The 21,052-nt window shown below is 71.1% G+C and carries 15 protein-coding genes and 1 pseudogene; 13 read left to right on the plus strand and 3 right to left on the minus strand.

Annotated elements, in window-relative coordinates; genetic code table 11:
* Positions 1 to 287: 287 nt before the first annotated feature.
* The gene (locus V2W30_RS14390; protein WP_338696711.1) at positions 288 to 1,223 is read left to right on the plus strand and encodes a helix-turn-helix domain-containing GNAT family N-acetyltransferase; all 936 of its coding nucleotides are present in this window, start codon (positions 288 to 290) and stop codon (positions 1,221 to 1,223) included.
* Positions 1,224 to 1,252: 29 nt separating this feature from the next.
* Complete coding sequence (locus V2W30_RS14395) at positions 1,253 to 2,053, plus strand: sugar phosphate isomerase/epimerase family protein (RefSeq protein ID WP_338696713.1); 801 nt, start codon at positions 1,253 to 1,255, stop codon at positions 2,051 to 2,053.
* Here V2W30_RS14395 and V2W30_RS14400 read toward each other — a convergent pair.
* Entirely contained in the window at positions 2,037 to 2,963 is a 927-nt protein-coding gene (locus tag V2W30_RS14400) for an EamA family transporter (RefSeq protein ID WP_338696715.1), read from the minus strand. The genes V2W30_RS14395 and V2W30_RS14400 overlap by 17 nt on opposite strands.
* 88 nt (positions 2,964 to 3,051) lie before the next feature.
* On the opposite strand from V2W30_RS14400, the pseudogene V2W30_RS41590 reads away from it, so the two are divergent.
* The 3 genes and pseudogenes from V2W30_RS41590 to V2W30_RS14415 form a co-directional block, all read left to right on the plus strand.
* A pseudogene (locus tag V2W30_RS41590) lies at positions 3,052 to 3,900 on the plus strand (LysR family transcriptional regulator); the annotation flags it as partial.
* 723 nt (positions 3,901 to 4,623) lie between these two features.
* Positions 4,624 to 6,447, plus strand: coding sequence for a glycoside hydrolase family 3 protein (locus tag V2W30_RS14410; protein ID WP_338696719.1), 1,824 nt, complete (start codon positions 4,624 to 4,626; stop codon positions 6,445 to 6,447).
* 149 nt (positions 6,448 to 6,596) lie between these two features.
* Positions 6,597 to 7,220: a hypothetical protein gene (locus tag V2W30_RS14415; protein ID WP_338696721.1), complete on the plus strand. Its 624-nt coding sequence runs from the start codon at positions 6,597 to 6,599 to the stop codon at positions 7,218 to 7,220.
* Positions 7,221 to 7,306: 86 nt separating this feature from the next.
* Here the strand turns inward: V2W30_RS14415 and V2W30_RS14420 are convergent, their stop codons facing one another.
* Together V2W30_RS14420 and V2W30_RS14425 are read right to left on the minus strand one after the other, a co-directional pair.
* Positions 7,307 to 8,716, minus strand: coding sequence for a S28 family serine protease (locus V2W30_RS14420; RefSeq protein ID WP_338696723.1), 1,410 nt, complete (start codon positions 8,714 to 8,716; stop codon positions 7,307 to 7,309).
* 144 nt (positions 8,717 to 8,860) lie between these two features.
* Positions 8,861 to 13,156 carry an ABC transporter ATP-binding protein gene (locus V2W30_RS14425; RefSeq protein WP_338696724.1) on the minus strand — a complete coding sequence of 1,432 codons (4,296 nt, stop codon included), beginning with the start codon at positions 13,154 to 13,156 and terminating at the stop codon, positions 8,861 to 8,863.
* A 314-nt stretch (positions 13,157 to 13,470) separates the two neighbouring features.
* Here V2W30_RS14425 and V2W30_RS14430 point away from each other — a divergent pair, with 314 nt between their 5' ends.
* The 8 genes from V2W30_RS14430 to V2W30_RS14465 all read left to right on the plus strand — a co-directional run bounded on the left by V2W30_RS14430 (position 13,471) and on the right by V2W30_RS14465 (position 21,046).
* On the plus strand, positions 13,471 to 15,720 hold the full coding sequence (locus tag V2W30_RS14430; RefSeq protein ID WP_338696725.1) for a glycosyltransferase family 39 protein: 2,250 nt from the start codon (positions 13,471 to 13,473) through the stop codon (positions 15,718 to 15,720).
* Between the two features lie 157 nt (positions 15,721 to 15,877).
* Complete coding sequence (locus V2W30_RS14435) at positions 15,878 to 16,672, plus strand: endonuclease I family protein (protein WP_425244537.1); 795 nt, start codon at positions 15,878 to 15,880, stop codon at positions 16,670 to 16,672.
* 167 nt (positions 16,673 to 16,839) lie between these two features.
* Entirely contained in the window at positions 16,840 to 17,247 is a 408-nt protein-coding gene (locus V2W30_RS14440; protein ID WP_338696726.1) for a WXG100 family type VII secretion target, read from the plus strand.
* 63 nt (positions 17,248 to 17,310) lie between these two features.
* Entirely contained in the window at positions 17,311 to 17,622 is a 312-nt protein-coding gene (locus tag V2W30_RS14445; protein WP_338696727.1) for a WXG100 family type VII secretion target, read from the plus strand.
* Positions 17,622 to 19,370 (plus strand): RNase A-like domain-containing protein, encoded by a 1,749-nt coding sequence (locus V2W30_RS14450; protein ID WP_338696728.1) that lies wholly within the window; start codon positions 17,622 to 17,624, stop codon positions 19,368 to 19,370. The genes V2W30_RS14445 and V2W30_RS14450 overlap by 1 nt, the downstream gene beginning before the upstream one ends.
* Positions 19,371 to 19,434: 64 nt before the next feature.
* A complete protein-coding gene (locus V2W30_RS14455; RefSeq protein ID WP_338696729.1) occupies positions 19,435 to 20,061 on the plus strand; it encodes a hypothetical protein in 627 nt (208 codons plus the stop codon).
* Positions 20,062 to 20,371: 310 nt separating this feature from the next.
* Positions 20,372 to 20,716, plus strand: coding sequence for a Fic family protein (locus V2W30_RS41595; protein WP_425244680.1), 345 nt, complete (start codon positions 20,372 to 20,374; stop codon positions 20,714 to 20,716).
* Positions 20,717 to 20,725: 9 nt separating this feature from the next.
* Positions 20,726 to 21,046, plus strand: coding sequence for an RNase A-like domain-containing protein (locus tag V2W30_RS14465; RefSeq protein WP_338696731.1), 321 nt, complete (start codon positions 20,726 to 20,728; stop codon positions 21,044 to 21,046).
* Positions 21,047 to 21,052 lie beyond the last annotated feature (6 nt).

Here is a 21,052-nt window from a genome sequence, read left to right on the forward strand (position 1 = left end):
CGCTCTGGTTCATGTGGGACGGGCGGGAGTTCCTGTGGGACGGGCGGGCCGTGCGGACGTGCACCGGTGCGGGCTCCGCGACGGCGCGCGACGTCCGCGCGGAGCCGCCCGTGCGCCTGGCGCCGCGAGCCGGAGCACCGCGGCGGGGTCGTCATACGCGACGGGGGCCGGCGGGACCGGCGCCGCCGCGAGGCCATGGACGCGGGTACCTCCCGGGCGTACGCTGAGCGCCACCGCGAACGTCTGACTGAGTCAATCATCCGTGCCGCGAGTGCCGCGAGGTGACCATGACCGTGCACGACATCCGGTCCTTCAACCGCTTCTACACGAACGTCATCGGCGCGCTCGACTACGGCCGCCACCTGTACGCCCCGTACACGCTCACCGAGTCCCGCGTCCTGTACGAGCTGGCGCACACCGAGCACGTCGACGCCGCCGATCTGCGCGTCCGGCTCTCCCTGGACGCCGGATATCTGAGCCGGATCCTCGGCAAGTTCGAGCGTGCGGGGCTGGTCGAGCGCGGCTCGTCGGACCGGGACCCGCGGCGCCGCCGCGTCACCCTCACCGCGCGCGGCCGGAGCGCCGCCGAACTGCTCGACGAGCGCGCCCAGGAGCAGGTCGGCACGCTCCTCGCCGCCGTCCCGCCGGCCGACCGCGACCGGCTCTCCGAGGCGCTGCGCACCGTGCGCGAACTGCTCGGCGACGGCCGAGCCGCCCCGCACCCCGACAACGTGCTGCTGCGCGAGCCGGGTCCGGGCGACCTCGGCTGGATCGTGGCGCGCAACGCGGCGGTGTACGCCGCCGAGTTCGGCTGGAACACCGACTACGAGGGGCTCGTCGCGCGGATCGTCGCCGACTTCGCCGAGGACCACGATCCGCATCTGGAGCGGGTGTGGATCGCCGAGCTGGACGGGCGCCCGGTCGGGTGCGTGATGTGCGTACGGGACGAGGCACCCGGCACGGCCCGGCTGCGGCTGCTCCTGGTCGAGCCGCACGCGCGCGGCCTCGGCATCGGCGACCGGCTGGTGCGCTCGTGCGTCGACTTCGCGCGCGGGGTCGGCTACCGGGAGCTGATCCTGTGGACCAACGACATCCTGGCGGCGGCCCGCTCCCTCTATCTGCGGCACGGTTTCGTACTCGTGGGAGAGAAGCCGCACCGGTCGTTCGGCGCCGATCTCGTCGGACAGGACTGGCGACTCGCGCTGCACGGCGCCCCTGAGTGACGGGCGGGGTCGCGGGTAGGGTCCGAGCCATGAAACTGGCCTTCTCCACCCTCGGTGTCCCCGGTCTCCCGCTGACCGACGTCCTCCGCCTCGCCACCGCGCACGGCTACCACGGTGTGGAGCTGCGCGCGCATCCCGAGGAGCCGGTCCACCCGGGCATCGGCCCGGCCGAACGGGCCGACGTCGCCGCCGAGTTCAAGGCGGCGGGCGTCGAGGTCCTGGGCGTCGCCGGGTACGCGCGGGTGGCGGCGCCCGGCGACGACGAGCCGGTCCTGGACGACGTACGGGCACTGGTGGATCTCGCGCGTGATCTGGGGGCGCCGTTCGTACGGGTCTTCCCCGGGGGCGGCGACGAGCAGGGCCCCGAGGAGGCGGACGCGACGGCGGCCCGGCGGCTCGGGGTCGCCGCCGAGTACGCGGCCGACCGGGGCGTACGGGTGCTCCTGGAGACGCACGACTCCCACCGCACCGGCGCCGCGGCCTCCCGCGTCGTCGGCCCCGTCGGGCACCGGCACGTGGGGGTGCTGTGGGACGTCATGCACACCTGGCTGGGCGGCGAGCAGCCCGCCGTCTCCTACGCGGCGCTCGCGCCGTACCTCGGCTATGTCCAGGTGAAGGACATCGCGGGCCCGGACGACACGACACCGCTGCCGCTCGGGGACGGCGTACTGCCGCTCGGCGAGTGCGTGGAGGTGCTCAGCCGGGAGGGCTGGGACGGGTGGCTGTGCTGGGAGTACGAGGCGCGCTGGTACGAGGCCGCCGCCCCGCTGCCGGGACTGCTGGAAGCGGGGCGCGACCACCTGGCCCGGTTGCTCAACGAGTCGGCGTAGGGCTCGGCGCGGGGATCGGGGCGGGCCCGCCGACCGGTACCGCCCCGCTCTTGCGCGGGGCGGCGCCGAAGGAGGTCAGGGCCACGCCGCCGACCAGCAGGGCCGCCGCGCACCACCGCAGGGGGCTGATCGACTCCCCCAGGAAGACGGCCGCGGACGACATGCCGAAGACGGGGACCAGGAGGGAGTACGGGGCGACCGTCGACGCGTCGTAGCGCTGGAGGAGGTGGCTCCAGGCGCTGAAGCCGAAGAGGGTCGTCACGAAGGCCACGAAGACGATCGCGCCGATGCCGGGCACGTCCAGCGAGGTCAGGGCGTGGACGTCGGCCGTCGGGCCCTCGAAGAGCAGGGAGAGCGCGAGGAGCGGCAGGACCGGCACCGCGCTCGACCAGACCATGAAGGTGAACGGGGCGTCGGGGGACGCCTTGCGGGTCAGGACGTTGGAGACGCCCCAGAACGCCGCCGCGACGAGGACCAGCGCGAACGCGCCCAGCGGCCCCGAGCCGCCCTCGTCGACCGCCGCCACCGCGATGCCCGCGAGGGCCACGGTCATGCCCCCTACGCGCACGGGGCGCGGGCGTTCGCCCAGGAACGCGAAGGCGATCAGGGCGGTGAAGACCGCCTGCACCTGGAGGACGAGCGAGGACAGGCCCGCGGGCATCCCGGTGTTCATGCCGATGAAGAGCAGCCCGAACTTGCCGACGCCGAGCGCGAGCCCCACCCCGACGATCCACCGCCACGGCACGCTCGGCCGTCCGACGAGGAACACCGCGGGCACGGCGGCGAGCAGGAAGCGCAGGGCGCAGAAGAGCAGCGGCGGGAAGTGGTCGAGGCCGATGTCGATGACGACGAAGTTGACGCCCCACAGGGCGGCGACGAGGACGGCGAGGCCGGTGTGCGCAGGTCTCATGCGTCGAGGATCACGCCGCACGACCATGTAGCACCAGCGATGTTTGCTACATGGTTGGATGAAGCGTTACTGAAAGGTGGGTCCGGGGATGCTCGATCTCCAGCGGCTGCGCGCCCTGCACGCGGTCTCCGTCCACGGCACGGTCGGCGCCGCCGCGGCCGCCCTCGGCTACACCCCCTCCGCCGTGTCCCAGCAGATCGCGAAGCTGGAGCGGGAGACCAGGACGGTGCTTCTCGAACGGGAGGGGCGGGGCGTCAGGCTCACCGACGAAGCGCTGCAACTCGCCGCCACCGCGCGGGAGTTGATGGCGATCATGGAGCGCGCCGAGACCGGCATCGAGGAGCGGCGCGGAGTGCCCGCGGGGCGGTTGACGATCGCCGCGTTCGCCTCGGCGGCGCGCGGCCTGCTGCCCGCGGTGCTCGCCGATCTCGCCGGGCGGCATCCCGCGCTCGACGTGCGGATGACCGAGGTCGACCCGCATCTGTCGGTGGACCTCGTGGCGAAGGGCGCCGTCGATCTCGCGGTCGCGCACGACTGGGACATCGCGCCGCTGCCCGCCCCGGCCGGGGTCGAACAGGCCGTCATCGGGATCGACCTGTGCGATCTGCTGGTCCCCGCCGGGCATCCGCTCGCCGGGCGGACGTCGGTGCGGCGGGAGGAGCTGGGCCACGAGCGGTGGGTGTCGCAGCCGCCGGGGCGGGTGTGCCACGACTGGCTCGTCCGGACGATGCGGACGGCCGGGTTCGAGCCGGAGATCGCGCACCAGGCGGACGAGAACCCGACGCTGGTCGCGCTCGTCGCGGCGGGGCTCGGGATCGCGGTCATCCCCCGGCTCGGGCGCGGGCCGCTGCCGCCCGAGGCGGTCGCGGTGGGCCTCGACCCGATGCCCCGGCGACGGCTGTACGCGCTGTGGCGCGCGGGGACGGCGCGACGCCCGCGGTGCGGGCGGTGGTCGGGGCGCTGCGCGAGCAGGGCGCGCCTGCCTGGTGCGCGACTGACCACGATCGCCACCGCGATCGCCACCGCGGCCGATCCCCCGACCGACCCCGCGACCGGAACCGCGACCGATACCCCGACCGACACCGCCGCCGATCGCGACCGCCACCGATACCGGGCCGACACCGCCGCGACATCCCGGCCGACACCCCGGCCGATACCGCGGCGGATCGCGACCGACACCCCGACCCGCCACCGCCACCACGGCCCGCCACCGCCACCGATCGCGACTGCCCGCCACCGACCACCACCGACCGCGCCGGAACGCGCCGGATCGCGCCTGGTCGCCACCGTCGCGGAGGGTGGATCTCGCCGTGCGGCACCCCACCCGCCCCCCGGCCCTCTCCTCGCCACCTCCACACCAACTTCTCTGAACCTTCAAAAGACGGGAACCCATCGGAGGGCCCGACCGTCCAACAGACACCTGCCGGTGAGTCTCCGCAGTGCGGTGTCGGCATCGCTGCTGGCTGCGAACGCTGACCACCCTCTCCGCCGCCTGCGGCCGGCAGCCTGCCGTCACCGGCGCGCCCCCCTCCAACAGCGCCGGTGACGGCCCCTCCCCCTGCGGGCCGCTTCCGCCAACTCCCTTGACTGGCAATAACTTTCCGGATATTCGTTGCGCGCGGAAGTTTCCTTCACTGCTGTTTCTCCGGAAGGGGAGCAAGTGCGCAACCGCCAGTCCAGCAAGGGTTTCTCCAGACGTACGCTGCTCGCCGCGGCCACCGCGGGTGTCGCCGCCGCGGGCCTGAGCGCCGCTCCCGTCCAGGCCGCCGCGGACGACCGCGACAAGGCCCTCAAACGCGTCATCTCCGGGATGTCCCTGGAGGAGAAGGTCGGCCAGCTCTTCGTCATGCGGGTGTACGGCCACTCGGCCACCGCCCCCGACCAGGCCGACATCGACGCCAACCTCAAGGAGATCGGCGTCCGCACGGCCGCCGAGCTGATCGACAAGTACAAGCTCGGCGGCATCATCTACTTCGCGTGGGCGCACAACGTCCGCGACCCGCACCAGATCGCCGACCTCAGCAACGGGATACAGCAGGCCGGGCTCCGACAGCCGTCCCGCATACCGCTGTTGATCGCCACCGACCAGGAGCACGGCATCGTCTGCCGGGTCGGCAAGCCCGCCACCCTGTTCCCCGGCGCGATGGCGCTCGGCGCGGGCGGCTCCCACTCCGACGCGCGCAAGGCGGGACAGATAGCCGGCGCCGAACTGCGCTCGGTCGGCATCGTCCAGGACTACGCGCCCGACGCCGACGTCAACGTCAACCCGGCCAACCCGGTCATCGGCGTCCGCTCCTTCGGCGCCGACCCTCAGGCCGTCGCCGCGATGGTCGCCGCCCAGGTCAAGGGGTACCAGTCGGCCGGCATCGCCTCGACCGCCAAGCACTTCCCCGGGCACGGCGACACCGCGACCGACTCCCACACCGGCCTGCCCGTCATCACGCACACGCGCGAGCAGTGGGAGCAGCTGGACAAGCCGTCGTTCGAGGCCGCGATCGCCGCCGGCATCGACTCGATCATGACGGCCCACATCGTCGTACCGGCCCTGGACCCGGCCGAGGACCCGGCGACGCTGTCCCGCCCCATCCTCACCGGCATCCTGCGCGAACAGCTCGGCTACGACGGTGTCGTGGTCACCGACTCGCTCGGCATGGAGGGCGTGCGGACCAAGTACGGCGACGAACGCGTCCCCGTCCTCGCGCTCAAGGCGGGCGTCGACCAGCTCCTCAACCCGCCGACCCTGGCCGTCTCCTGGAACGCGGTCCTGAACGCCGTGCGCAGCGGCGAGCTGACCGAGGAGCGGCTCGACGAGTCGATCCTGCGCATCCTGCGCCTGAAGGCCAAGCTGGGTCTCTTCAAGGAGCCGTACGTCACCCATCGCGGCGTCGACCGCACGGTGGGGACGGCCGCGCACCTGGCCGCCGCCGACCGGATCGCCGAGCGTACGACGACGCTCCTGGTGAACAAGGAGGGCCTGCTCCCGCTGTCCCCGCGGACGCACAAGAACGTGCTCGTGCTCGGGGCGAACCCGGCGTCGCCCTCGCTCAGCGACGGTCCGCCGACCACCGTCATCGGCGCCGCCCTCACCGAACTCGGCTTCGCCGCCACGGTGTTGCCGACCGGCACCGCGCCGAGTCAGGCGGTCGTCGCGCAGGCGGTGGCGGCGGCCCAGGGCAAGGACGCGGTGGTCATCGGCACGTACAACGTCGGGGCGGGCAGCGCGCAGCAGTCCCTGGTGAACGCCGTGGCCGCGACGGGCGTCCCGGTCGTCACGCTGTCGATGCGCAATCCGTACGACGTGGCTCAACTGGCCTCGTCGGACGCGCATTTGGCGGCGTACTCATGGATCGACGTCGAACTGCGGGCCGCGGTACGGGTCCTCGCGGGCGAGGCCGAGCCGCGGGGCAAGCTGCCGGTCCCGGTGCAGAAGGCCGGCGACCCGACGCAGGTGCTCTATCCGATCGGCTACGGCCTGACGTACTGACCCGTACCGACGCGTCGTACTGAACCGGACGCACCCGGCGTACGCAGCTCCCCGCGCACGCCACCCCCAACTGACGCAAAGCCCCCTGCACACCTGGCGTGCGCCCGCTCTCGCGGGTCACGCTGGGTGCGTATATCGGGGGGATTGCCATGCTTGCGCGGACGGTCGGGGTGGTGTGCGCGGCGTCGTTGCTGACGCTCGCGCTGATGGGGTGCCAGGGGTCGTCGGATCCGCCGGACGACGGGGCGAACCCGTCGTCGCCGCGGCCGCTGCGGTCCCCGTCCGGGTACGGGGCGGTCTTCCTGGCGGTGGACGAGTGCAGTTCGCGCGGGCGCACGTCGTTCAACGAGGTGCCGTGCAGCAGCGAGCGGGCCGTGGCCAAGGTCGTCGCGCGCTACGAGGGCCTGCCGTCGAACGGCCCTGCGTGTCCGGGCACCACCGACTTCGTCCTGCACATCAGCGAGAACCGGCCGTCGTCGGACGAGAACGGCGACGGGGCGGTCGCCCAGGGCTACGCCTGCATGCGCAACCTGGAGGCCCCGCACCCCGGCGACGCGGGCGGCGGGGGCGGCCCGCGCACGATCGTCGGCGACTGCGTGTACTCCGCGGGCCAGGGACAGGTGCGCGAGACGGAGTGCGACGGCTCGGGCGAGCGGGCGCCGCAGTACCGGGTCACGAAGGCGGTCGGCACGCGCTCGGCGTGCCCGCCGTCGACCTCCCTGTACGTGACGCTGGGCGGCGCCGAGCCGGTGGGATGCGCGGTGAGGATCTGACACCGGACGGCGCGTGAGAGAGGGGGCACCCCAGGCGCCCCCTCTCCCGCACGCTCACGGCGTCACACCATCACGGCGTCACGGCGTCACGGGCGGAGCTTCAGCTCACGTGCTCCGTCGACCCGGTCGAGCTTCGCGTCGTGCGGCGCCTTCGCCGTCGTACCGGACAGGCCGGCCCACGCGAGGATCCGCGACGTGGCGAGGGCCTTGTCGTCGGCCGTCAGACCCGCCACGTTCGCGCCGTGGTTGGCGTGCGGCGCGGTGAGCACGTACGAGTCGCGGGCCCCGGACCCGAGGCGGAAGCGCTCCGCGCCCCACGGGTCGTTGTCGCCGTACACGTACAGCATCCGCGTCGCGTTGTGGCGCACCCACGTGTCGACGTCGCGCATCGCCCACGGCTGGAACTTCATGGGGATGTCGCGCGGTACGAAGTTGCGCGGCGGCTGGTAGCCGTAGCGCGACAGGTCCGCGAGCCAGGGCTGCTTGATGTCGGGCGAGCCGAGCTGGGTGCCGGCCTGGTAGTAGTACGGCGTGTACTGGGTCAGGCCCTGGTCGGCGTAGGAGGACCAGCCGCCGACCGCGTCGACGTAGTCGAAGAGCGCCTGGTCGGTGACGGTCGCGGCGTCGGGGACGTCGGCGCAGGCGGACTCCGGCTGGTACTGCCAGAAGCCCCAGAAGAGGTCGAGGACGGTCGCCTCGTACGCCTTGTCCACCGAACCGACCGTGTTCACGGTGTAGTTGTTGGCGGCGAGGTACTCCTTGTACTTCGTCTCCAGCGCGTCCCGGCGTACGAGCGTCTCGCGCTGCACCTTCTGGAGGGCGACGCGGCAGTCCTTCGGGCCGACGTTCGCGAGGAACCTGTCGTACGCGGAGTCCTCGTCGTTCACGACGTCGTTCGGGGCGACGTAGGCGACGACGCCGTCCATGTCGCGCGGGTAGAAGCGCTCGTAGTAGGTGGCGGTCATGCCGCCCTTCGAGCCGCCGGTGGTCAGCCACTTCTGGCCGTAGACCGGCTTGAGGGCCTGGAAGATGCGGTGCTGGTCGCTGGCCGCCTGCCAGATGTCGAGCTTGGTCCAGTCGGCGGGCTGCGGCCTGGACGGCGTGAAGAAGCGGTACTCGACGGAGACCTGGTTGCCGTCGACGATCCGCGTCGGCTCGCTGCGCGACGGGTTCGTGGAGACGTTGTAGCCGCTGGTGAACATGACCGTCGGGCGGCTGACGTCCTTGTGCAGCACCGTGATGCGCTGCTGGAACGTGCCCTTGGACGGGTGCTTGTGGTCGATCGGCTGGGTGTAGTTGAGGACGAAGTAGCGGTAGCCCGTGTAGGGCTTCTCCTCTATCAGGCTCATGCCGGGTATGGCGAGGAGCCGGTCCTTGATGTCGGTGGCCGCGGCGGTCGCGGGCTGTTCGACGGCGGTCGCCGTCGAGAGCCCGGCCGCGCTCACGGTGCCTATCAGCACCACGAGGGACAGCAGCCATCTGAGAGTTTTGCGCATGCACCCTCCCCTGGAGATACACAGATGCGCTCCGGAAGCTATCGGAGCAACTCGCGCACCACCAGAGGTACTTGATGTCCGCTCAGCGCAACGGCCCCTCGGGGCACAGGACATGACACCCGAATCGGACAGCGGGGCGTGATCTCAGAACTTGACCCAGCCCGAACTGCGTGACGCGCCGGCCACCTTCCCCTTCACGCGCACCCAGCGGTGGCCCGCGTGGACGGTCACGGGACCGGCGTGGTGGGTGTAGCGGCCCTCGTCGACGACGGCGCGGCTGCCGCGCGCCTGGACGCTGACCGACATGGTCTGGCGGCGGCCGGTGCGCTCGGCGAAGGTGACGGCGCAGATGTAGTCGCGCTTCTTGTAGACGACGGTGCGGCCGGTGGCGAAGGTCAGGGTGCGGACCTTGTGTCCGGCGCAGAGCGCGGCGGCCTGCGCGCCGCCGACCCCGGGCCCGCCCACGACGAGCGCACCGGTCCCGACCAGGACGGCCAGGGCGACCGCGAGCGCACGGCGTGGCCGGCGTACGTCACGTATGCCGTCGTCGTCACCTCTTCGCACCGCAGCCCCTCCCGTCACATCGTCCCCAGCGTACTGATGAACGGACGCGACATGCGGGGCCGATGGTTGCACGACGCCCCGCGCGGGGTCCCGGGGCAGCGCGGCGGGACGACCGGCCGGACGCCGTCCGGCGCCCGGGGTGCCGCGACCCGGCTCCGCGTCACGCGGCAGCCGTCGCGTCCTCCCCACGAACGTGCGCCACAGCGCCGCGTACTTGCCGTCGCGGGCCAGCAGTTCCTCGTGGGTGCCGTCCTCCGCGACCCGGCCGTGGTCCATCACCACGACGCGGTCCGCGCGGGCCGCCGTCGTCAGGCGGTGGGCGACGACCAGGGTCGTACGGCGGCCCGCGATGCGGTCCGTGGCCTGGTTGACCTGGGCCTCGGTGGCGAGGTCGAGGGCCGCGGTCGCCTCGTCGAGCAGGAGGATGTCGGGGTCGACGAGTTCGGCGCGGGCCAGGGCGATCAGCTGGCGCTGGCCCGCGGACAGGTTGCGGCCGCGCTCGGCGACCTCGTGGAGGTAGCCGCCGTCCAGCGTCGCGATCATCTCGTGCGCGCCGACCGCGCGGGCCGCCGCCTCGACCTGCGCGTCCGTGGCGTCCGGGCGGCCGTAGGCGATGGCGTCGCGGATCGTGCCCTGGAAGAGGTACGCCTCCTGCGGGACGACGCCGAGCCGGTGCCGGTACGCCGTGAGGTCGAGGTCGCGCAGGTCGGTGCCGTCGACGGTGACCCGGCCGCCGGTCGGGTCGTAGAACCGGGCGACGAGCTTGACCAGCGTCGACTTGCCCGCGCCGGTCTCGCCGACGAAGGCGACGGTCTGCCCGGCGGGGATGCGCAGCGCCACGTCGTTGAGCGCCACTTCCTCGTCGGCGGGGCCCCCGTACGCGAAGTCGACGTCCTCGAAGGCGATCTCGCCGCGCAGGGAGAGCACGTCGAGCGGTTCGCGGGCGGCCTTCGTGGAGGTCGGCTCGCGCAGCAGCTCCTGGATGCGGCCGAGCGAGACGGTCGCCTGCTGGTAGCCGTCGAAGACCTGGGAGAGCTGCTGCACGGGCGCGAAGAACAGGTCGATGTAGAGGAGGTACGCGACCAGCGCGCCGGTCGTCAGCGTGCCCGCGTCGACCCGGTGCGCGCCGACCATCAGGACGGCCGCGGCCGCCACCGACGACAGGAGCTGCACGAACGGGAAGTAGATCGAGATCAGGAACTGGCCGCGGATGCGCGCGGAGCGGTAGCTGTCGCTGTGCTCGGCGAACCGCCGCCCGCCGTCCCGCTCGCGTCGGAAGGCCTGCACGATCCGCAGCCCGGCGACGGTCTCCTGGAGTTCGGCGTTGACGACGGAGACGCGCTCGCGGGCCAGCTCGTACGCCTTCACGCTGGAGCGGCGGAAGAAGAACGTGCCGATGATCAGCGGCGGCAGCGTCGCGAACACGACGAGGGCGAGCTGTACGTCGATGACGAGCAGGGCGACCATGATGCCGAAGAACGTGACGACCGAGACGAACGCGGTGACCAGACCGGTCTGGAGGAACGTCGACAGGGCGTCGACGTCCGTGGTCATGCGGGTCATGATCCGGCCGGTCAGCTCCCGCTCGTAGTAGTCGAGCCCGAGCCGCTGGAGCTGCGAGAAGATCTTCAGGCGCAGCGAGTACAGGACGCGCTCACCGGTGCGCCCGGTCATCCGGGTCTCGCCGATCTGCGCGGCCCACTGCACGAGGACGGCGACGAGCCCGAGCGCGGCGGCGGCCCAGACCGCGCCGAGCGCGAGCTGGGTGACGCCTTCGTCGATGCCGTGCCGGATGAGGACCGGCAGCAGCAGACCGACGCCCGCGTCCACGGCGACCAGGGCGAGGCTGATCAGGAGCGGCGCTCCGAAGCCGCGCAGGAGCCTGCGCAGTCCGTACGACTCCTCGGGCGTGACGGCCCGCGCCTCGTCGATGTCGGGGGTGTCCACGGCGGGCGGCAGCGCGTCGACCTGGGCCAGGAGTTCCGGTGTCGCGGGCATCCCGGACAGCGCGGTGTCCTTGGGCTCGCGGTCGCCGGCCCACAGCCGGGGGGTGACCCCGCGCTCGGCGTCGAACTCGGCGTCGAGTTCGTCCCGTACGGAGGTGTCCTCGGCGGGGGCCTGCGGCAGGGCGTGTCCGGGCGAGACGCCGCCCAGTTCGTCGGGGTCGGTCAGCAGGCGCCGGTAGAGCGGGGATCCGGCCTCCAGCTCCTCGTGCGTGCCGATCGCGGCGAGCCGCCCGCCGTCGAGGACGGCGATGCGGTCGGCGAGGCCGAGGGTGGAGCGGCGGTGGGCGATGAGGAGCGTGGTCCGCCCCGCCATCACGTGCTTGAGGGCCTCGTGGATCTCGTGCTCGACGCGGGCGTCCACGGCGGACGTGGCGTCGTCGAGGACGAGCAGGCGCGGGTCGGTGAGGAGGGCGCGGGCGAGGGCGACGCGCTGGCGCTGGCCGCCGGAGAGGGTGAGTCCGTGCTCCCCGACCTCGGTGTCGTAGCCGTCGGGCAGCTCGGCGATGAACCGGTCGGCCTGCGCGGCGCGCGCGGCCGCCTCGATCTGCTCGTCGGTCGCGTCCGGGACGCCGTACGCGATGTTGGCGCGCAGCGTGTCCGAGAACAGGAACGAGTCCTCGGGCACGAGGCCGATCGCGGACCGCAGCGACGCGAGGGTCAGCTCGCGCACGTCGTGGCCGCCGACGAGGACGGCGCCGTGCGTGACGTCGTACAGGCGCGGCAGCAGCAGCGAGACGGTGGACTTGCCGGAGCCGGAGGAGCCGACGACGGCGAGGGTCTCACCGGCGCGGATCTCGAAGGAGAGCCCGTCGAGGACGGGCCGGTCGGCACCCGCGTACTCAAAGGAGACGTCGTCGAACTCGACGGTCGCCGGGGCGTCGGCGGGCAGCTCCTTGGTGCCGTCGGTCAGGGACGGCTCGGTGTCGATGAGTTCCAGGACGCGCTCGACGCCGGCGCGGGCCTGCTGCCCGACGGTGAGCACCATGGCGAGCATCCGGACCGGGCCGACGAGCTGGGCGAGGTACGAGGAGAAGGCGACGAACGTGCCGAGGGTGATCTGGCCGCGCACGGCGAGCCAGCCGCCGAGGGCCAGCATGGCGACCTGTCCGAGGGCGGGCACGGCCTGGAGGGCGGGGGTGAACTTGGAGTTCAGCCGGATCGTGCGCAGCCGTCCGGCGAACAGCTTCCGGCCGACCTCCCGGAGCTTGCCGGTCTCCTGGTCCTCCTGCCCGAACCCCTTCACGACGCGTACGCCGCTGACGGCGCCGTCGACGACCCCCGCGACGGCGGCGGCCTGCGCCTGCGCGTACCAGGTGGCGGGGTGCAGCCGGGAGCGGCTGCGGCGGGCGATGAACCAGAGGGCGGGGGCGACGGCGAGCGCGACCAGGGTCAGCGGCAGCGAGAGCCACGCCATGATCACCAGGGAGATGACGAAGAGCAGGACGTTCCCGATGGTCATCGGGAGCATGAAGAGCAGGCCCTGGATCAGCTGGAGGTCGCTGGTGGCGCGGCCGACGACCTGCCCGGTCGACAGCTCGTCCTGACGCCGCCCGTCGAGCTTCGTGATCGTGTCGTACATCTCGGTGCGCAGGTCGTGCTGGACGTCGAGGGCGAGCCGGCCGCCGTAGTAGCGGCGGATGTAGGTCAGGACGTACACGACGACGGCGGCGCCTATCAGGACGCCCGCCCACACGCCCATGGACCGGGAGTGGTCGCCGATCACGTCGTCGATGATGACCTTGGTGATCAGCGGGACGAGCGCCATGACGGCCATGCCGCCGAGCGAGGCCCCCAGCGCGAGGAAGACGTCCTTGGGGTAGCGCAGGGCGTACCCCCACAGTCGCTTCGCCCAGCCCTGTCGCTCCGCCACGCGTGCCGCCTCTCGTTCGCCTGCTGCCGTGCCCACCTGCTGTCGTGCCGTGAGGACCAACACGGGCCGGACCGTTTTTCATCCCGCTTTCACGCGGCGGCAACAATCGCGGGCTGCCCCGTCCCCTCCGGGGTCACCGTCCGTCATCAGCGTCCGTTCCTCACCGTCCGCGAGCCCCGTCCGCGATCCCCCGTCCGCGATCCCTCTCCGTGACCCCTTTCCGTGACCCCTTTCCGTGATCCCTTTCCGTGATCCACAGGTGGCACCCAGGTCCGACACAGCCGGTGCCCACCCGCGCCGTGCACCTTTCACTGGTGACCTCTGCGATCGAACCGCTCCCCCACGCCCCCGCACCGCCGCCGCCGACGGCCGCGCCGACCGTGCACCGCGCGCCGCGCTGGTCGCTGCCCGCGCTGCTCGCGACCCTCGCGCTCGCCGCGGTGCTGTACGCCTGGAACCTGTCCGGCAGCAGCCTCAACAGCTTCTACAGCGCCGCGATCTACAGCGGCACGCAGAGCTGGAAGGCCTGGTTCTTCGGCTCCATCGACGCCGGAAACTTCCTCACGGTCGACAAACCGCCGTTCGCGCTGATGGTGATGGGCCTGTTCTGCCGGGTCCTCGGCTTCGGCACGTGGCAGATGATGGTGCCGCAGATCGCGGCCGGGCTCGGCACGATCTGGATCCTGCACTCCTCCGTGAAGCGGGTGTGGGGCCACGCGGCGGCCGCGATCGCCGCCCTCGTCCTCGCCCTGACGCCGATCACCGTCGCGATCAACCGCGACAACAACCCGGACACCATCCTGGTGCTCCTCATGGTGGGCGGCGCGGCCCTCGCGCTGCGGGCCACCCGTGACGGCAGGCTGCTGCCGCTGCTCGCGTCGGCGGCCTGCTTCGGCCTCGCCTTCAACACGAAGATGCTCCAGGGGTACATCGCGCTGCCCGCGGTCCTCGCCGTGTACCTGTACGCGTCCCACCTCGGCTGGGCGAGGAAGGCCCGCAACCTGGCCCTCGCGGCCGTGGTGCTCGCCGTGTCCAGCTTCTGGTGGGCCACGGCCGTCTCGCTGGTGCCCGCGTCCGAGCGCCCGTACATCGGCGGCTCGACCGACGGCTCCGCCTGGGACCTGATCATGGGCTACAACGGCCTGGGCCGGATCCTCGGCGGCGAGGGCAACGGCGGGGGCGGCGGCGGGGGCGCCAGTTTCGCGGGGACCGCGGGCCTCGGCCGGCTGTTCAACGACACCCTCGGCGGCCAGATCTCCTGGCTGCTCCCGTTCGCGGCGATCGCGCTGGTCGGCGGCCTGGTGCTGTGCGGCCGCGCGCCGCGCACCGACCTCACGCGGGCGGCCCTCGTCCTGTGGGGCGGCTGGCTGCTCCTGCACTACGTCACCTTCGCCACCGCCGAAGGCACCATGCACCCCTACTACACGACCGCGGTCGCCCCCGGAGTCGCGGCGCTGTGCGGAGGCGGCGGCGTGATGCTCCTTCGCGCCTTCCGCGCCGACAAGCGGTGGGCGTGGGTGCTGCCGGTCGCGCTCGGCGTGACCGGGATCTGGGCGGTCGTGCTGCTGCGCCGCGCGTCCGGCTGGAACGGCTGGCTGTGGCCGCTGGTCGCCGTCGTCATGGCGCTCGCGATCGCGGGCCTGCTCGTCTTCCGTACGGCGTCGGGCGCGCGGCTGCGGCTGTTCGCGGCGGCGGTCGCGGCGGCGATCGTCGCGTCGGTGGCGGGTCCGGCGGCGTACTCCTTCGCCGAGCCGTTCTCCACCGGCGGGGGCGGCGGCATGGGCGGCACGAACCCGACGGCCGGGCCCACGACGGGCAACAGCATGGGCGGCCCCGGCGGAGGCTTCCCCGGTGGCGGCGAGCTGCCGGGCGGCGGGCAGCAGCGGGGTTCGGGCCAGGGCGACCAAGGCGGTGGTCCCGGGGGCCAGGGCGGCCAGGAGGGCGGATTCACGCCTCCGAACGGCTCGGGCGGGATGCCGGGCGGCGGGGAGATGCCAGGCGGTCAGGCGGGTGGCGAGATGCCCGGTGGCGGTGAGATGCCGGGCGGAGGCGAGATGCCCGGTGGCACGCAGCAGGACGGCGACGGTGGCACCGGTGGCCGTCCCAGCGGTGGCATGGGCGGCGGTGGCATGGGCGGCGGTGGCATGGGCGGCAGCGTCGACAGCGACCTGATCTCGTACCTGGAGAAGCACCAGGACGGCGCCGAGTGGCTGCTCGCGGTCTCCAACTCGCAGTCCGCCGCGCAGATCATCCTCAGCACGAAGCAGCCGGTCATCTCCATGTACGGCTTCTCGGGCTCGGACAAGGGCATGACCGTAGCGAAGCTCAAGAAGCTGGTCGCGAGCGGCGAGCTGCACTACATCCAGGTCGGCGAGAGCGGCATGGGCGGGGGCATGGGCGGCGACGACGTCAGCTCCGCGGTCACCGCGTGGGTGAAGAAGCACGGCACGGCGGTGAAGGAGAGCGAGTACAGCAAGAACGCGTCATCCTCGTCGTCGACCTCGACACCTTCGGCATCCTCATCGTCGTCCCTCTACCGACTGGACCCGTCAGACGTGAACTAACGTGCACAGAAAGGCCCCTGACGCTTCATCACCGAAGCGGCAGGGGCCGTCCGCGTCATGTGATTGACGCGAATTGTTCACCCAAACACTACGTGTCCATGTCACTCTACGCGGGTTGCATCTCCTTCAACCCGCGTAGAACGGACGGACACCCCCCATGCCCGGAATCCACATACGCACCGCCACGCTCACCGCGGCCGCGCTGATGGCGGCCGTCACCCTCCCCCTGACCACGGCGGGCCCCGCCGCCGCGACGACCACCGCGTACGACTCGACGTACTACAAGAACGCGATCGGCAAGACCGGCACGAGCCTCAAGTCGTCGCTCCACACGATCATCAGCAGCCAGACCAAGATCTCGTACTCCGCGGTCTGGAACGCCCTGAAGGTCACCGACCAGGACCCGAACAACAGCAACAACGTGATCCTGCTGTACAGCGGAGTCTCGCGGTCCAAGACCCTCAACGGCGGCGACGTCGGCGACTGGAACCGCGAACACACCTGGGCCAAGTCGCACGGCGACTTCGGCGAGGTGACGGGCCCCGGCACGGACCTGCACCACCTGCGCCCCGCCGACGTCCAGGTCAACAGCATCCGCGGCAACAAGGACTTCGACAACGGCGGCAGCACCGTCGCGGGCGGCGGCGGCAGCCTCACCGACTCCGACTCCTTCGAGCCGCGCGACGCGGACAAGGGCGACGTGGCCCGCATGATCCTCTACATGGCGGTGCGCTACGAGGGCGACGACGGCTTCGCCGACCTGGAGCCCAACGAGTCGGTGAGCAACGGCAGCAACCCGTACATGGGCAAGCTCTCCGTCCTCAAGCAGTGGAGCGACGAGGACCCGCCCAGCGCCTTCGAGGAGAAGCGCAACCAGGCCATCTACGACACCTACCAGCACAATCGCAACCCGTTCATCGACCATCCGGAATGGGTCGAGGCGATCTGGTAGCCAGAGCGCGAAAGAGGGCCACCCCCTGGGGTGGCCCTCCGTCATGTCACAGCCTTGATTCAGTCCCCGTTCCCCGCTTCCGCCCCAAGATAGGCTCGCTTGTACGAATCATGCGCAGCACACACCTCTTGCGTCTGCGTGCGACTCAAGCAGCGGTCGAGGGGGCCATGGGCGATCACAAGAATCCGAAGGACCTACGGGCCAAGCACGAGGACCTCACCAAACTCGCGGACGACCTCGACGGCATGCAGGAGTACCTGACACGTCAGGTGCGGCGTATGGACGGCATCGTGGATGCCATCGAGGCGGGGTGGCAGGGTCCGGCGGGCTCGGCGTACCGACAGTTCCATCGGGCCGCGGCGGAGGACGCGGTGCGCATCCGCGAGGTCATGAAGGTCATCGAATCCGCGGTGCGCATGAGCCGGGACGGCTTTACGGAACGAGAGCTGGACGTGCTGGCGCGGATGCGCAGCATCAAGGTCGACATCGGCAGCGAGGTCGACCGTCTGTCCACACCGAACCCGGCCGCAGCCGAGCCGGAGGCCCGCCCGCGCAGCGGCCTCGACAGCCTGTGACCTGTGTGGTCCGGAGACCATCCCGCACCGCAGCAGCACCGTAGGCAACCACAGGGGGACGACATGCCGCCGATCTCGGACGACGACCACATCACCGTCAAACTGGCCACGCTTCAACACTTGTCCGGTGAGCTGGAGGACATTCTCAAGAAGCTCAACGGGACGCTGGACGAGCTGTACGAACGTGTCGAACCCGTCGTTCTCTCGTGGAGCGGCGAGGCACGTGAGGCGTTCATCGACAAGCTGGACGAGTGGGACCGGTCCGCTCAGGATCTTCAGGCGTCACAGAAGTGGCTGCACGAGGTCGTGACCACCGGCCACATCAACTACGCGGCAGCACATCGCGCGGTGCTGCGCGGCTGGGGAGGCGCCTGATGGCGGGCCCGTCCCCCACGCCGTCCCGAAGCGGCGCGCCCGGCGGCGGAACCATCGACGTCAAGCCGTCCACGCTGCACCAGGTCGCCGGTGGATTCGCCGGCCAGCAGACGCCGTTCGACAAGGGCGCCAAGGACCTGCTCACCGCGCTCAAGGAGTACCCGGACGCGGGCGGCTACGGCACCGCCCCACAGGCCTTCGCCACCGAGTACGTGAAGGTCGGCAACCGCTACTTGGAGGTATGGGCCAAGTCGGTCGCCAGCATCGGGGGCGGGGCTGTCGGCTTCGCGACGACGGCGAACAACTACTCCAGGGCGGAGGCGGCGAACGACCCGTCGGGCCGGACGCACGCCCAGGTACAGCAGCCGCCCGTCGTCATCGACAAACCGCCGAAGTACGAGTCCGTCCCCAACCTCAGATGGGGGGACGACGACGGCGGAGACGACTTCATCCGCTCGCTCTTGGAGTGGATACCGGATGTCGTCTGGCACATCATCCGCCCGCTCCTGGAACACGCGTTCCGCTGGGGCAAGGTCGCCGAGGTCTATCCGTTCCCTCAGCAGCACTACGTGCAGTCGCTCTCCGAGGCCTGGAGAGACTCTACGGTCCCGCTGGGTATGACGATGGGCGGCCTCGACGGGCTCGTCAGCAGCATCACGCAACAGAGCAACAGCGAATGGCACGACGCCATGCGTCAGTTCTGCAGTTCGCTCTGGGGCAGCACGGCATGGGGGCAGTCCACCGCGGGCTATCAGTGGAAGCACGACAGCGCCTCCAGCCAAACGGCCACGCATCCGGTCATGGCGGTGCTCCACGACTCCGCCATGAAGGTCAGCAGCCTGCTGCACGAATACGCCGAAGCCGCCGTCGACCTGAACGGCAAGGTCTGGGACATCTACTTCAAAGCCGTGAAACAGGCCGTGGGCGACATCGACCTCAGCGACGGCGTCGACCTCAAGGACCTCAAGGAGGGCGCCAAGGGAGTCGGCCGATTCCTGAAAGGCGTGGTCACGGGCGGCGCGGAGCTCGGTGCCGAGATCACTCTGAACATCGACACGGCCGCACTGAACGCCGTGGTGGAGGCGTACAACCGCCGCGTGAACGCCCTTACGCCGCAACTCACCGCACTCATGGGACCGCTCGACGAGGCATACCGCAGCGCACCCACCTACGCGGCGGAGGAGGCACGGGCCGAAGCGTTCGGGGCCCGTGCGCTCAATGACTTCAAGCACGATCTGAAGTGGACCGACCCAGAGAACGCCAAGAACGGCATTTACAAGATCGACCTGGCGAGCAACGAGTGGCTGGGAGGCGGCCACACCCTGGACAAGCACGTCGGCAAGACCGATGAGCAGCTGGCCCAGCGGCTGCGGGACCAAGGCGGTCCGCCCACCGCTGCCTGGCCACACGGAAGGCCTGCCATCGGCGGTGCGTCCACCTTCGCGACGCCCGAGCGCGCCCAGGAACTGACGCAGTACAACGTCGACCAGAACTCCAGCCAGATCAAGACGTGGCTGGACGACCCGAACCGAGACCCGAAACTACCCATCCAAACCGAGGCGCCGAACGGCGAATACAGTGGCCGAAGCGTCACCAAGCAGCCGAACGACGTGAATCACCAAGGCTTCAAAACCGACGGGCTCGATGCCGAGGCCATCCCTGTGAAGGGCGTCAGAACCATTCTGAAGTACGACCCCTCGCTCGATCCGCCGTTCGTCGTGCTGACGTCGATGCCTGAACAGGCCTGATCTCAGCAGTCGTGGACCACCTATACCGGGAGCAACAATCAACACACGCTGGTATCCCGAATCGATGACGTGGCGGGACGTCGAACCCGCGAAGCACCCCTTCGACCCCAGCCGCGCGCTGGACGCTGTGCGCGCGGTCGTCGCCTCTCCCGACCCGGAATCGGGCCGCCCCCGTGGACTCTGGTCCGACAACTCGATCGCTCAAGGTCTCGCCGAGCACTACGGAACGTGGGCGTTCGGCTGGTACACCGCCATGCAGTTGTACCCGGACTCCGGCACGGTGATCAGGGAGCTTCCGCCCTGTGGCCTCGGTGCCCGTGATCTCGATCAGCAGGCGCGCCGCTACACCGACGCACTCCTCCAGTGGCGCGGATGGCTGGAGGAGCTAGCCGCTGCCTTCGCTCCTTTCGTACCCGGGCCGGACAGTGACGCGGCAACACGTCGACAGTTGCGCGAAAGCGGAGTCGCAGCCCTGGTCACGCTCGTCGTGGAACGGACGCAGGCCGGCGAACTGTGGCTCGGCACCTGTGCTCAAGCCCTCACCTGGTTCCTGGAGGCGACGGGCGTGCCCGTTGCAGAGGCCGAGGAACTTGTGGACGACATCGTGGACGGTGAGTTCGCCAGTTGGGTCGCCCCCGACGCCGAAGCGATCGGCCGGGCGCGGAAGGCTGTCGGGGAACACCGTGCGTGACGCCCTCGAGTCCTGGCTCGACGTGCGTTCCTCAGTGGACTGGGGCCGCCTGTGCCCGGATGTGTCCGGGCCTGTCCGGGGGCGGCGCGACGGTATCGACGCTGCGGCGGTTGCCCGTCGCGATGTCCGTGATCCGGGCAGGGGTGAACGGTTGCGCGCTGCTTGGCGCCAAGCCAAACGAGATGCGGCGGCGGGCCGTGATCTCGATTTCGGACGCCTCGCCGGTTGGCAGGAGGTGCTTCTCGGACGCCCTGACGTGGCACTTCGCACTCACCCCGCATACGCCAAGGGTGGCCGGGAGCGGTATGGCGTGACCGGGGCCACCGCGCGGCAGTTCTCGTCCTGCCTGGCCGAGGCCACGCGTTCCGAGACCGACGAGCCGCTCCCGGCCCGTGCCGCTCGCGTCTATCTGGACATCTGCTTTTTCCACCCGTTCGACGACGGCAACGGCCGTGCGGCGCTGCTCGCCCTTGGGCACGTCCTCGCACGCGAGGACGTCATCCTGGATGAGGTCGGCCCGCTTCACATCCCGCGATACGCCCCTGACCCGTACGGTCCTCAGTCACTGTCGCGGCTGGTCCACGCCCTTGTGCGGGCCGCCGCGAGCAGGGGCGGTGGGCCTGTTTCCCCTGTCCCTTCCTCCGCCAGGCGGTAGTCAGCACTCATGTCCGTCCCACCACCTCCGACTCGCTCCAGAAGCGCCTCCTACCCCGACCGCGAAACCGCGCAATGGGCCACCCAACAGGTCGTCACCGCCAACGAGCAGTTGATCCACCGCTGGCTCGCCCAGCGGACCCGCTCCCGGCTGACCGTCGAAGCGTCATGGCCGTCGCGGCCCGATCCGGTGGGCCGGGTCCTGTTGCAGGCCATGATGCTGGCCGGCCGGGAGCCCGTGGACGTACGCGCGGCCCGGGTGATTCTGAAGCGGGAGCCTTCCGTCCCGCACGGGTTCGTCGTGCACGCCTCGTTCCCGATCTACGTATAGAGGTCT

It is taken from the genome of Streptomyces sp. Q6, assembly GCF_036967205.1.
In the GTDB taxonomy this organism is placed as follows: Bacteria; Actinomycetota; Actinomycetes; order Streptomycetales; family Streptomycetaceae; genus Streptomyces; species Streptomyces citrinus.

Coding starts and splice junctions, on each gene's coding strand:
- V2W30_RS14390 (WP_338696711.1), top strand. CDS start 288: ATGACCGTGCACGACATCCGGTCCTTCAACCGCTTCTACACGAACGTC.
- V2W30_RS14395 (WP_338696713.1), top strand. CDS start 1,253: ATGAAACTGGCCTTCTCCACCCTCGGTGTCCCCGGTCTCCCGCTGACC.
- V2W30_RS14400 (WP_338696715.1), bottom strand. CDS start 2,963: ATGAGACCTGCGCACACCGGCCTCGCCGTCCTCGTCGCCGCCCTGTGG.
- V2W30_RS14415 (WP_338696721.1), top strand. CDS start 6,597: ATGCTTGCGCGGACGGTCGGGGTGGTGTGCGCGGCGTCGTTGCTGACG.
- V2W30_RS14420 (WP_338696723.1), bottom strand. CDS start 8,716: ATGCGCAAAACTCTCAGATGGCTGCTGTCCCTCGTGGTGCTGATAGGC.
- V2W30_RS14435 (WP_425244537.1), top strand. CDS start 15,878: ATGCCCGGAATCCACATACGCACCGCCACGCTCACCGCGGCCGCGCTG.
- V2W30_RS14440 (WP_338696726.1), top strand. CDS start 16,840: ATGGGCGATCACAAGAATCCGAAGGACCTACGGGCCAAGCACGAGGAC.
- V2W30_RS14445 (WP_338696727.1), top strand. CDS start 17,311: ATGCCGCCGATCTCGGACGACGACCACATCACCGTCAAACTGGCCACG.
- V2W30_RS14450 (WP_338696728.1), top strand. CDS start 17,622: ATGGCGGGCCCGTCCCCCACGCCGTCCCGAAGCGGCGCGCCCGGCGGC.
- V2W30_RS14455 (WP_338696729.1), top strand. CDS start 19,435: ATGACGTGGCGGGACGTCGAACCCGCGAAGCACCCCTTCGACCCCAGC.
- V2W30_RS14465 (WP_338696731.1), top strand. CDS start 20,726: ATGTCCGTCCCACCACCTCCGACTCGCTCCAGAAGCGCCTCCTACCCC.